The organism is Spiroplasma endosymbiont of Tipula paludosa (genome assembly GCF_964264785.1).
Lineage (GTDB): Bacteria > Bacillota_I > Bacilli_A > Mycoplasmatales > Nriv7 > Nriv7.
Map to the genome: position 1 here is coordinate 1,218,405 of NZ_OZ183484.1, position 12,754 is coordinate 1,231,158.

Annotated in this window: 15 protein-coding genes and 1 pseudogene; 13 read left to right on the plus strand and 3 right to left on the minus strand. The window is 26.8% G+C overall.

Annotated elements, in window-relative coordinates; translation table 4 throughout:
* Nucleotides 1–57 precede the first annotated feature (57 nt).
* Nucleotides 58–987, plus strand: a complete 930-nt coding sequence (locus ACFEL5_RS07345) for a hypothetical protein (protein WP_375315348.1) — start codon at nt 58–60, stop codon at nt 985–987.
* 57 nt (nt 988–1,044) lie between these two features.
* Entirely contained in the window at nt 1,045–1,305 is a 261-nt protein-coding gene (locus ACFEL5_RS07350; RefSeq protein WP_375315349.1) for a hypothetical protein, read from the plus strand.
* Nucleotides 1,306–1,317: 12 nt separating this feature from the next.
* Here ACFEL5_RS07350 and ACFEL5_RS07355 read toward each other — a convergent pair whose 3' ends face one another.
* Nucleotides 1,318–2,262: an IS30 family transposase gene (locus ACFEL5_RS07355; RefSeq protein WP_375315028.1), complete on the minus strand. Its 945-nt coding sequence runs from the start codon at nt 2,260–2,262 to the stop codon at nt 1,318–1,320.
* Between the two features lie 144 nt (nt 2,263–2,406).
* Here ACFEL5_RS07355 and trxA point away from each other — a divergent pair, with 144 nt between their 5' ends.
* From trxA to ACFEL5_RS07380, 5 genes are all read left to right on the plus strand, one after another.
* Nucleotides 2,407–2,706: a thioredoxin gene (trxA, locus tag ACFEL5_RS07360; protein WP_342189506.1), complete on the plus strand. Its 300-nt coding sequence runs from the start codon at nt 2,407–2,409 to the stop codon at nt 2,704–2,706.
* 80 nt (nt 2,707–2,786) lie between these two features.
* Nucleotides 2,787–3,089 carry an HU family DNA-binding protein gene (locus ACFEL5_RS07365; RefSeq protein ID WP_215825698.1) on the plus strand — a complete coding sequence of 101 codons (303 nt, stop codon included), beginning with the start codon at nt 2,787–2,789 and terminating at the stop codon, nt 3,087–3,089.
* 283 nt (nt 3,090–3,372) lie between these two features.
* Nucleotides 3,373–4,023: a hypothetical protein gene (locus ACFEL5_RS07370; protein ID WP_375315350.1), complete on the plus strand. Its 651-nt coding sequence runs from the start codon at nt 3,373–3,375 to the stop codon at nt 4,021–4,023.
* Between the two features lie 90 nt (nt 4,024–4,113).
* Complete coding sequence (locus ACFEL5_RS07375; RefSeq protein WP_338966716.1) at nt 4,114–5,058, plus strand: IS30 family transposase; 945 nt, start codon at nt 4,114–4,116, stop codon at nt 5,056–5,058.
* A complete protein-coding gene (locus tag ACFEL5_RS07380; RefSeq protein WP_375315351.1) occupies nt 5,059–5,181 on the plus strand; it encodes a hypothetical protein in 123 nt (40 codons plus the stop codon). It begins immediately after the preceding gene.
* A gap of 123 nt (nt 5,182–5,304) precedes the next feature.
* Here ACFEL5_RS07380 and ACFEL5_RS07385 read toward each other — a convergent pair whose 3' ends face one another.
* Together ACFEL5_RS07385 and ACFEL5_RS07390 are read right to left on the minus strand one after the other, a co-directional pair.
* The gene (locus ACFEL5_RS07385; protein ID WP_342224593.1) at nt 5,305–5,727 is read right to left on the minus strand and encodes a transposase family protein; all 423 of its coding nucleotides are present in this window, start codon (nt 5,725–5,727) and stop codon (nt 5,305–5,307) included.
* A gap of 2 nt (nt 5,728–5,729) precedes the next feature.
* On the minus strand, nt 5,730–6,122 hold the full coding sequence (locus ACFEL5_RS07390) for a transposase family protein (RefSeq protein WP_375315352.1): 393 nt from the start codon (nt 6,120–6,122) through the stop codon (nt 5,730–5,732).
* Nucleotides 6,123–6,246: 124 nt separating this feature from the next.
* Between ACFEL5_RS07390 and ACFEL5_RS07395 the strand changes: the two genes are divergently transcribed.
* The 6 genes and pseudogenes from ACFEL5_RS07395 (at nt 6,247) to ACFEL5_RS07420 (ending at nt 12,750) form a co-directional block, all read left to right on the plus strand.
* The gene (locus tag ACFEL5_RS07395; protein WP_375315353.1) at nt 6,247–6,804 is read left to right on the plus strand and encodes a UPF0236 family transposase-like protein; all 558 of its coding nucleotides are present in this window, start codon (nt 6,247–6,249) and stop codon (nt 6,802–6,804) included.
* Between the two features lie 261 nt (nt 6,805–7,065).
* A pseudogene (gene tpiA / locus ACFEL5_RS07400) lies at nt 7,066–7,803 on the plus strand (triose-phosphate isomerase).
* Between the two features lie 26 nt (nt 7,804–7,829).
* Nucleotides 7,830–8,648 (plus strand): Cof-type HAD-IIB family hydrolase, encoded by an 819-nt coding sequence (locus ACFEL5_RS07405; protein WP_342190067.1) that lies wholly within the window; start codon nt 7,830–7,832, stop codon nt 8,646–8,648.
* Between the two features lie 32 nt (nt 8,649–8,680).
* The gene (gene gpmI, locus ACFEL5_RS07410) at nt 8,681–10,213 is read left to right on the plus strand and encodes a 2,3-bisphosphoglycerate-independent phosphoglycerate mutase (RefSeq protein ID WP_375315354.1); all 1,533 of its coding nucleotides are present in this window, start codon (nt 8,681–8,683) and stop codon (nt 10,211–10,213) included.
* Between the two features lie 25 nt (nt 10,214–10,238).
* On the plus strand, nt 10,239–11,753 hold the full coding sequence (locus ACFEL5_RS07415) for a dicarboxylate/amino acid:cation symporter (protein WP_375315355.1): 1,515 nt from the start codon (nt 10,239–10,241) through the stop codon (nt 11,751–11,753).
* A gap of 238 nt (nt 11,754–11,991) precedes the next feature.
* The gene (locus ACFEL5_RS07420) at nt 11,992–12,750 is read left to right on the plus strand and encodes a MurR/RpiR family transcriptional regulator (RefSeq protein WP_375315356.1); all 759 of its coding nucleotides are present in this window, start codon (nt 11,992–11,994) and stop codon (nt 12,748–12,750) included.
* Nucleotides 12,751–12,754 lie beyond the last annotated feature (4 nt).

The following is a 12,754-nucleotide window of genomic DNA, read 5'->3' on the forward strand; positions in this document are numbered from 1 at the left end:
ATAAATACAAAGATAAAAATGAATTTTATAGTTTAGTCGGCATAAAATGTTATAGTTATGTACCAAGTCTATTATGGTAACACCTTCCATTTTTTACGCTATGATGACAAATTAAAATCAGATTTTAAAGATTTTATGCTTCATTATCAAAAAGATTTAACTATTGATTTTATTAATGGCTTATTTGATAAAATTTATAAAGTTTTAGGTGGTTTTTTCGTACAATTCTTTTATGCAAGTTTTGATATGGATACTTCTACTTATGTAGAATTAGATTACAAAGGAACGCAACAAATTCCTAAAAATGTTTTACAAATGGGTTTTTTCTACCGCTCCTTAATTACTTTTTATCCCAAACAATATTTGATTAACTTTGGTTCAACAATCGAAAATAGTAAGAATATGATTTTTCGCTCTTATTTCTTTGTTAAAGATAAACAAACTGCCAATGGTTTTAATACTGGTAAAAGCTCTTATCAAATAGATTTTAATGTTTTAAAAGCATATGATAACCAATTATGGAATGCCACTAGTAATAAATTGCATTTTTACAATGCCAAAGTTAATGTGATGTATGGAATTAATATTTTTACACTGACATTTCCACTATATAAAAAGAAAAATGAAAGTACTGAATATCATTATTCTTTATACGATTTTAACATTTTGAATTCAACAGCTTTTATTGGTGGCGGAATAAGTGGCAATATGGATGATTTAATTCCTACACCTACGTGTTCTTATTGGGGTTTATTTAGTGCCATATCTTGTGGTATTCAACACGCTTCTGTTAGTGTGTTGAATTGATTACTAGGTCTTTCTGGGATTAATCTTTTAATTCGCCCCCTTGCCGATATTGCTAAAACAACGATTAACTTTACCAAAACTGCCTTTCCAGTGTTTGAAGTCATTCCAGCATTTCAGATGTTATTTGAATTTGTAGTGCCTTTAGCAATTTTATTAATGATATTAAAAAAATTCTCTTAAATATTTCCAATATTTTTATATAAAATTATAATTCCTTTGAAAGGAGGATTTTTCTTTATGCGAAAATTTTTATCAGTTTTAAATTTAGTCTGTGTAATGTTTATTTTTGGATGTAGTAAAAATAGTAATATTTTAAATAAATATGATTTAAAGTTTGCTAGTATTCAAAATAGTTATGTTTTTAAATGGCCATCTCTTGGTTATATTTGAAACACCGATGATAAATTAGATGATTTGCCTCAAGATGTTTCTGCTCTTACAATTCCTGAAGGTGGTAGTATGTCTGGTTATGTTTTTAATTTTTATGCCAAATTGTAAAGTTAAGTGCAACTAAATTATTTTTCTAACCAAATATTCGATTGGCGAAAGATAATTTAGTATTTTTCTTGGTCTTTGGTTTAAAGACAATATAAATTTATGAACTGCATTTTTAGTAGTGTTTGAAAAATTAAATTTTTTAGGAAATTTTTCTCTAATTAAACCATTAGTATTTTCATTAGTACCTCTTTGTCAAGGTGAATATGCATCAGCAAAATAAATTTTCACATTTAAATTTTTTTCAAGTTGTTGTCAATTAGCAAATTCTTTACCCCTATCAAATGTTATAGTCTTAACAAGATTATTTGGAAGAATTGATAAATAATGACTAATATTTTTGTTAATAACTTTAGTAGTTCTATTTTCAACTAATATTGCTAAAGTAAATCTTGATGTTCTTTCAACTAAAGTTATTAAACATGATTTACTTTTACCTCGTGATGATACTACAGTATCACCTTCTCAATGGCCAAGAGTTATGCGATTATTAACATTTCGTTCTTCAATGGATTTACCATTAAATTTACCCCGATTTTCTTGAGATTTTCGTTTCTTACCTTTTCTTCTTAAATTTTTACTAGTAACCTTTTCAAGTAATCCAGAATAAATTCAATTGTAAATTGTTTTAAAACTAATAATTCATTCTTGATGAAAATTATTAATTCTGCCATAAATTTGTTCAGGCGATCAACCTAATAATAATTTTTGTTGTACATATTTTACTAATTCTCTATTTTTAAATTTATGAAAATAAACATGTAATTGTTTTCTATTTTCTGCTTTATTTTGTGCAATTAATGAAAAATAATGATTATTATCTTTATTTCTATTAACTTCTCGATTAATAGTACTAATACTTCGATTAAGATTTTTAGCTATTTCACTAATTTTTACTTTAAATTTCAATTGATTCTCAATATAAATTCTTTCATCTATGCCAAGATGTTTGTATCCCATATAAAAACTCCTTAAATTTACTTTTTCTAAAATAAACTTAGCATCATGAAATTTTTATATGAAATCTTTTGCAATTTTATTTACTTGCACTTACAAGTATAATTCAGCATGTTAAAATAATAAAGAATGAAAGGAGAATTTAAAATGGTTATTAAAACAGATATAAGTAAGTTTGATGAAGCTATTAAAACTGGTAAAGTTATTATTGATTTTTATGCGGATTGATGTGGACCTTGTAAAATGTTAGCACCAATTTTTGAACAATTATCTGATGAAATGAAAGAAGTTTCTTTTGTTAAAGTTGATATTGATGAATCACAAGAATTGGCACAAAGATTTAATATCAGTTCAATTCCGACATTATTAATTTTTGATGATGGTCAATTAAAAAGAACTTTAAATGGTTATAAGTCCAAAGAAGAATTAAAAACGGCTTTAAGTTAAAATTAGTAATTTTTTTCTTGCCAAATTTAATTTTTTATATTATTCTTAAACTATAATTTCATAAGAAGGGAAGTTTAAAAATGAAAAAACCATCAATTAAAGACAAAGTAGCTGATTTTATCGTCGAAGAGTATAAAAAATATGGGATTACAAAAAGCAAAGCTAACGATATTTTTGATAGTATTATTAATATTTTAACCGAAGAAATTCAGAGTGCTGAGAGAACACCTATTTCAGGTTTTGGTATTTTTAAAACTAAAGAAAGAAAAGCTCGGGAAGGAAGAAATCCGCAAACAGGAGAAAAAATCGCTATTCCTGCGAGAACTGTTGTCAGTTTTAGTCCTTCAACAACTTTAAAAGAAAAAGTTAATACAAATAGTTAATAATTATTAAAAAATTATTAAAAATATTTGAAAAATTACAGTAATTACTGTAATTTTTTTATTTAACTTTATCGTTTAGTAAATAATAAAAAATTAAAATATTTTACTATTTTTATTGTAATTATGCTAGAAAATAGTAATATTAGTTTATTAAGAATGTGCTTAGTTATTTATTTAATACAATAAGCAATTATACAAATTAATATTAATGTCATTAATAATCATTAAATAAATGATAAGTAATCCTTATTTTCACTATATTTATAAAAGGAGGAATAAATTAATGAATAAATTACTTAAAAAATTATGTACTTTAACATTGATCATATCACCAGTTTTACCTATTATTTGTTGTTCTAGTAGTAGTGAATCGTTAGATGAGCAAAATGATTATACATATAGTTTAGAAGAAATTAAGAATCATTTAGAAGCAGGTATTGATGCTAGTAATTTAAGCGTTCGCGATGCTTATGTTAAAGGCTTAGACTATCTTTCTAGTTATATTAAAAAACAACAATCATTAGCTAGGGTTAGTTTAGCAGATCGTTCCCAACGAGAAGAAAAGCTTGTTTTTACTGACGACAGTGTTATTGTTAAAATTGAAGTTATGTTGGGAACCCAAAATATTTTAATTAATGCTAAATTATTAAATGTAAGTTCAGAATTACAAATGCGATTAAATGAATTATTTAGTGATTTAGAAGGGCAAACGATTGATGGTTCAAGTTTAAATAGTTATCAAAAATATAAAGATGCATTAGAATTAATTAAGAAAAATTCTCATATCGCAAATGATAAATATAAGTTTATTATTAGTTTATCGCCAGATAGTGAAAATATTAAGATGTCAGATGCTAATAATGTAATTCCCATTACTTTTAAAATTGCTGAAGAAGAAGCAACAAAAATTGTTAATGCTGAATTATACTTGTAAGTGCAAGTAAATAAAATTGCAAAAGATTTCATATAAAAATTTCATGATGCTAAGTTTATTTTAGAAAAAGTAAATTTAAGGAGTTTTTATATGGGATACAAACATCTTGGCATAGATGAAAGAATTTATATTGAGAATCAATTGAAATTTAAAGTAAAAATTAGTGAAATAGCTAAAAATCTTAATCGAAGTATTAGTACTATTAATCGAGAAGTTAATAGAAATAAAGATAATAATCATTATTTTTCATTAATTGCACAAAATAAAGCAGAAAATAGAAAACAATTACATGTTTATTTTCATAAATTTAAAAATAGAGAATTAGTAAAATATGTACAACAAAAATTATTATTAGGTTGATCGCCTGAACAAATTTATGGCAGAATTAAAAATTTTCATCAAGAATGAATTATTAGTTTTAAAACAATTTACAATTGAATTTATTCTGGATTACTTGAAAAGGTTACTAGTAAAAATTTAAGAAGAAAAGGTAAGAAACGAAAATCTCAAGAAAATCGGGGTAAATTTAATGGTAAATCCATTAAAGAACGAAATGTTAATAATCGCATAACTCTTGGCCATTGAGAAGGTGATACTGTAGTATCATCACGAGGTAAAAGTAAATCATGTTTAATAACTTTAGTTGAAAGAACATCAAGATTTACTTTAGCAATATTAGTTGAAAATAGAACTACTAAAGTTATTAACAAAAATATTAGTCATTATTTATCAATTCTTCCAAATAATCTTGTTAAGACTATAACATTTGATAGGGGTAAAGAATTTGCTAATTGACAACAACTTGAAAAAAATTTAAATGTGAAAATTTATTTTGCTGATGCATATTCACCTTGACAAAGAGGTACTAATGAAAATACTAATGGTTTAATTAGAGAAAAATTTCCTAAAAAATTTAATTTTTCAAACACTACTAAAAATGCAGTTCATAAATTTATATTGTCTTTAAACCAAAGACCAAGAAAAATACTAAATTATCTTTCGCCAATCGAATATTTGGTTAGAAAAATAATTTAGTTGCACTTAACTTTACAATTTGGCGATAAATACAAAGATAAAAATGAATTTTATAGTTTAGTCGGCATAAAATGTTATAGTTATGTACCAAGTCTATTATTTTTTCAGCATATTAAATACTAGTTCTAAAAACATTTATCATTAAAGAAGAAAAATAAGCTAACTAAACTTTATTAAAATTACTATCAAGAAAGGTAATTTATTATGTTAGAAATTAATAATAATAGACTTGGTACATAACTATAACTAGCTTAATTCAAAATTATATATTCCTGAAATTAAGTTAAATCGTAATCCAAATCTTCTAATCTTATTGCGATAACGATAAACTAGTATTTTAAATCTTTTTAATCTAGCAAAAACATGTTCAATGGCAATTCTAACTTTACTTAAAAAGCTATTATATTCCTTTTTATCTGGATTTAAGGGATTATTTTTACTCTTTTTAATTGGCAATAATGTATTTTTATGAACATTTTGCAAACCTTGATAGCCTGAATCGGCAATTAATTCTAATTTTGGATTTATAAGTGTATTTGATTTTAAAAATAACTTATAATCATGAATACTGCCATAACAAAAATCTACTGAAATAATTTTATTGTTAAATAAATCAATAATTATTTGTGATTTTAATGAATGTTGCCTTTTCTTACCAGAAAATAATAATTTTAGTTTTTTTTAATTCTTTCAATTGGAATTTCTGTAGCATCAAGTGCTAATAAATTATTATTAGTAACTTTATGTTCCAATAATATCTTTTTGCCAGGTATATGAAAGTGACTATTTTTTATTAGAGTATTTTCAACTCAAAAGATATTACGAATACAACTAACATGACTAATATTATATTTTTTTGCAATAATACGATATGTACTATATTCTTTTCAGTATTCTAAAGTCATAAGTAATCTTTGCTCTATTGATAATTTATTTGGTCTACCACCAATTTGTTTTTGTTTAGCTTTAGCTTCTTTTAAAATTTCTACCATTTTCATGAAAGTTTTATATTTTATGCCTATTAGACTATAAAATTCATTTTCGTCTTTGTATTTATCTAACATTTGTACTTCACCTAGTAAATAATATTATCAAAATAGTAGATAAAATTAAAGGTTATGTACCAAGTCTAATGTAAAAACCCCGGAAAATAAGCATTGATTAAACTTATTTACAACCCATAAAAATATGTACACCAATAAATGCGAACAACTAGCTAATGAATACGAAAAATTAGATGAATACTTATATAAATATCATTATCGCTTAAAACAAGGTTATAAAGTAGTTCATTTTGCATCAAGAACAATTATTACAATTTTTGGTGATGTTAATTTTAAACGACGCCGATATAAATATTGAAATAAAAAATCAGGTAAATTTGAATATGTATGTTTGTTAGACAAAGAAATTGGTCTATTACCCAAACAACGCATTTATTTTGATGTCCAATTTAAAGTTTTAAGTCTTCTGGGTGATGGTAAGCGGTATCGCGATGTTTTAGACGCTCTAAATCATTGTTATATTTCAAAAGCTAGTATTTCAAATATTTTAAATAAATACGATATTGCCGAATATTTTCAACTAGCAGAAAAAGAAACTAAAAATAGAATTGATGTCAAAAGTAAGGATTTATATATTCAACTAGATGAGACATTTTTAGCGACATTAGACCATAAAGTTAAACAAGACCAAAGAATTCGTTTAGTTACTTTTCACACCGGACATAAAAGACTTGGTACATAACTATAACATTTTATGCCGACTAAACTATAAAATTCATTTTTATCTTTGTATTTATCTAACATTTGTATTTCATCTAAAAAATAATTATCAAAATAGTAGATAAAATTAAAGGTTATGTACCAAGTCTAAAGAAAAAATAAAAAGCTTTATCTTTTGTTGATAAAGTTTTTTATTGAAAATTGCGATTTTCTAGTGGCAGCATATCCAAAAATAGATATGTTATAATCAAAGAGGAAAACAATTAAGAAAGGAATTATTTAAATGCGTAAACCAATTATTATCGGTAATTGAAAAATGTATAAAAATATTAATGAAACAAAAGATTTTATTTTGCAAGTTGAACAGAAAATGATGAATCAGAATATTGATGTTGGAATTGCTGTTAGTTTTCCTTTATTGGAAACATCTATTCGTGAGGCTAGTAAATTAATTATTAGTGCTCAAAATTGTCATTTTGAAAATGACGGTGCATTTACGGGAGAGGTTTCCCCATTATTGTTAAAAACTATGAATGTTTCCTATGTTGTATTAGGGCATTCTGAAAGAAGAATTCTTTTTAATGAAAGTAATAAGATTATTAACAAAAAAGTTTTAAAGGCTTTAGAAAATAATTTAAAAATTATTCTTTGTTGTGGTGAAACGGAAGAAGAATATATTAATAAGCAAACAGAAGTAGTTGTTGCTCACCAATTAAAGATAGCATTAGAAAATGTTAGTGAGAAACAATTAGAACAAATTGTTATTGCTTATGAACCGGTTTGAGCTATTGGAACTGGAAAAACCGCAACAGTAGAAGTAGCACAACAAGTTTGTCAGTTTATTCGTAAAAATATAATGGAAATATATAATGTTGCTCTAAGTAATAAGATTAGAATTTAATATGGTGGTTCTGTTAAACCAGATAATATTAAAGCACTTTTAGAACAACCAGATATTGATGGAGCATTGGTTGGTGGTGCATCATTGCAAGTGGATTCATTCTTGCAATTAATTTCTTAATTAATTTCTAAGGAGTGATAAATAGTATGAATATTAAAGTAATTGCAATTGATATTGATGGCACTTTATTAACTGATAAAGGAAAAATATTAGATGATACTAGGGAGACTATTATTCAAGCGCAAGAGAAAGGCATTAAAGTTGTTTTAGCAACGGGAAGGGCACCTAGTGCAGCACTTTTATATGCTCAGCAATTAAAGTTAGATGAGTATGCGCAACATATTATTTGTTTTAATGGTTGTGTTATTTATGATTTAAAAACTAAAAAGAATATTTGAAATGCTCATTTAAATGAAGAGGATACAAAATATATTTATGAAATTATTAAAAAATATGATTTGAATTTTTGAGGTTATGGTTTAAAAAATTCTGCTTATACAAGAAAAAAATCTGTTGCGATTATGCGAGAAGCAAAAATAAATCCTAAATATAAGTTAAAGGTTTTAAATGATTGCCAAGCATTGCCAGCTTGTTATACATTAACTATTAGTTTAGATGATTTAGAGGATAAGATTTGTGAAAATTTTAAAATTGAAATTGAAGCTAATAAACGAATTAGAATAACATCGTCATCGTTAGAAAAATATCAATATTTAGAGATTATGCCAGCAAATTTTGATAAATCTAAAGCTTTAAAGTTTCTTGTGAATAAATGACATCTTAAACTAAAAAATTGTATGGCAATTGGTGATTCTTTAAATGATTATGAAATGTTACAAAAAGCTGGTTTAGGAATAATGATGAAAAATGGTTATTCAGATTTAATAAAAGTAGCAACAGATATGTGTGATAGTAATAATAAAAATGGTGTTGGTAAAGCGATACTTAAATATATTTTAAAATAATATTGATGAAAATAAGAGAAGGAAAGAGAAAGATGAGAACTAAAAATCCAATATTATTAGCAATTTTAGATGGTTTTGGCATTGCTGCTGAACAAGCTTCTAATGCCGTTACGAAAGCTAAGATGGAACATTTTAAATATTTACAAAGTACTTATCCGTCATTAGCAATTCATGCTTCAGGAAAATGAGTTGGTTTACCAGATGGACAAATGGGAAACTCGGAAGTGGGCCATTTGCATATTGGTGCGGGAAGAATTTTATATCAATCATTATCGCTAATTAATAATGCTATTGGTGATAAATCTTTTTATGAAAATCCAGCTCTGTTAGCTGCTATTTATCAAGCTAAAAGTAATAATTCTCGATTGCATATTATTGGTTTATTATCTGATGGTGGCGTTCATTCGCATATTAATCATTTATTAGCAATTTTGACAATGGCAAAAGAGCAACAGTTTAAAGATGTTTATGTGCATGCGATTTTAGATGGTCGTGATACTAAACAGGATGTTGCTAAAAAGTACTTAACAAAGTTAATGTCGGTGATGAATGAATTACAAGTTGGATATTTATCTAGTATTTCGGGAAGATATTACGCAATGGATCGTGACCAACGATGAGAGCGAATGAAGTTAGCGTATGATGTCATTGTGCAACGGAATGGCGCTAGTTTTAGTAATCCTTTAACATATATTGATGATGAATATGCTTGTTCTCGTAATGATGAATTTATTATTCCGGCATATAATGAACAAGTTGCTGATGGTCATATTAAAGATAATGATAGTGTAATTTTTACTAATTTCCGTCCTGACCGTGCTATTCAATTAGCTGCGGCAATAACTAATCGTGAATATGTGTGAAATTCAGAAGTAGTTCGTAATAATTTATTTTTTGTAACAATGACAGAATATAGTGTTGATGTTAAAGCTAATCAAATTGCTTTTCAAAGTCAAAATGTGAATAATGGTCTTGGTGAATGAATTAGTAAGCAAGGATTAGAACAATTACGAATTGCTGAAACCGAAAAATATGCTCATGTTACTTATTTCTTTGATGGTGGCAGAGATATTATGTTTTCTGGTGAAGACCGCATATTAGTTTCTTCACCACGAGTTGCCACTTATGACTTAAAACCAGAAATGGCTGCCAACGAAGTTACTAAGGAATTAATTAGTAAAATTAAAATGCAAAAATATGATTTGATTGTTCTTAATTTTGCTAATCCTGATATGGTAGGTCATACTGGTAATTTATTAGCTACTATTAAAGCATTACAAGTAGTTGATAAATGTTTAAAAGAAATATATGAACCATTAAAATCGTTAGGGGGCATTATGGTATTAACAGCTGATCATGGTAATGCTGAAATTATGATTGATGAGACGGGTGATATTAATAAGAAACATACTTCACAATTAGTGCCGTTAGTTATTACTAAATCAGATTTAAAATTGGTAACAAATACCGATATTAGTTTAGCAAATATTGCTCCAACAATTTGTGATTTATTAGGAATTAGCATTCCTGATGAAATGACAAGTAAATCAATTATTAAAAAATAACTTTATTTTGAAGGGAGGTAAATATATGCCAGAAGATAAAAAAGTTGACATTTTAAAGGATTTTTTTAGTATTTCAACTTGACAATCGTTAGTTATTATTTTAATTTTCCTTGTTTTAGTTGTAAGTTTAGGAATTTTAGTTAAGTTAACTAAAATGCGATTTAGTTTTCGAATTTTTACTGCTATTGGTGGTGGTGTTATCTTTGCAATTGGTATTCAAGCGATATTAGGTTTTCCTAATGATGATAGTGCTACTAGTATTTGAAAGGAATTCTTAGAGGATAAAAAAACAGAAAATCCTAATTACAATCTTTGATTGCATCAAGTTATTACTTGGATAACATTGTTAAAAACTATTTTTATTAATGGAATGTTGATGTTATCTGTTCCCGTTGTATTTTTAGCAATTGCTCGGGTGGTTGCTAAGCCACATACTAGTGGTTTAGCAACAATGACAATTAAAGGCATTATTATTTTATTAATTAATGTTGCTGTTGCTTATACAGTGACATATTTAGTTGGTATGGTATTAGACATTGGTAGTGGTTTAAATTTACAACCAGAAGGAATGCGTGATGAAACTACGGTTAAGGAATTACCAGAAGTAATTAGTAACTATATGCCAGCAAATTTTATTGGGGCTTTTGTTGGGGGTGCTATTATTCCAGTAATGGTTATTGCGGCGTTAGTTGGATATGCGATTAAAAAGCAAAGCAAACGGTATGAACGAGAAATGAATACTTCAAGAGATACTTTAGAGCGCTTTTGAAAAATTGTGATGTCAATGTTAATGACTTTTATGAAGTTTATGCCCTATGCTGTAATGTCAATGGTAACAGTTGCTATTATTGGTGGTCCAATTGCCCACTTAGTAGATATTGGTAAAGTAATGGGAACAGCGTACATTGGTTTATTTATTAGTTTAGTGTGGCATACATTAACGATATTATTTTTTGGGATTAATCCCGTACAGTGATGAAAATTTGCTTGGAAACCCGTTATTCAAGGCTTTGCAACGCAATCATTTCAAGCAACAATTCCTATATCAATTGATGCCTTAAAAGATGATATGAAAATTAAAGAAGAAGCCGTAAACTTAGTATTACCATTATCTTCAACGATGGGATTAACTGGATGTGCTGGATGTGCTGGTGTTCAAGCTGGTGTTGTTTTAATGTTTGTTTATAACGGTGCTAGTAGTATTAATAGTCAATATTCAGTATGGATTTGATTTTTAATGGGATTAATTGTTACCGTTATTACTTCATTAGGAATTGCTGGTGTTCCTGGTACAGCACCATTAGTTACTGCTGGTGTTTTATCGGGGTTAGGATTTCCTACATATTATGGTACGGTATATACTTATTTGGGAGCACTAGATGGGATTCTTGATATGGGAAGAACGGCGGTTAATGTTGCTGGTGGTTTACAAGCAACAACAATTGTGGCCCGAATGCAAAATAAAATTACTGAACCGCAAATGATTCTTTTTAATTATCGGAAAAAAAATCGCCAAAAAAATAAAAATAAGATTCACTAAACGATATTTTTTTCACAAAACACACCCTTAGGTGTGTTTTTATTTACCATTTATATTAATTATAAGCGGTTTTAATTAAGAAAAAGAAAATAAAAGATTGTTTAGCAATTAATAATTGAATGTGTTTTCATATTGTGAAAAGTGAAGGCAATTTAGCAATATTAGAAATTTAATTGCTATTATTTCTTATAAGGAAGTTCTTTAATTTCTAATAATATCATTTGAGGGGGAGAAGCAAGTGGAAATTAATAAAATTATTTCACAAATTAAAGAACTTGCAACCTCTACTCATAATTATGCGTTATTAGCAAATTATATTATTACTAATACTCAAAAGGTTATTACTTTTCGGATTAATGATTTAGCAAATAAGACATATGTTTCAACATCTACGGTGTCACGATTTGTTAAATTATTAGGTTTGAGTGGATATAATGAATTTCAACATGTTTTAAAATATTATTTGCATAATATTGCTGGTGACTATATTAGTCATTCATCGCCTGATAATAAAGGTGATTATATAAAAACATTATATGAGAATACTACTAAAAGTTTGCAAGATACTCATAACATTATTGATACTAAAAAAATTGAGCAGGTTAGTTTATATTTGACTAAAACTCAAGAAGTTATTCTCATTGCGGGGCAAGCATCATATGTTCCTTGCCTTGATTTAGCAGAAAAATTAATTCGTTTAGGTTTTAATGTTAAGTTTAGTAATAATGCTTATATTCAAAATACTTATTGTAAACTATCAAGTAAAAATAGTCTTGTTATTGCTGTGAGTTATTCGGGAATTAATTTTGAGGTGTTGCGTAATTTAAAAATTGTTAAAGGTAATAATAGTCATATTGTAACTGTTACTAAACGAAATAAAAATGAAGTAAATAGTTATAGTGATGTTGCGCTCCATGTTTTGTCCAATGAATCAATTGAGCGGTATGTATCGTTAACAAGTCATTTAACTTTAATATATGCTGAATTATACTTGTAAGTGC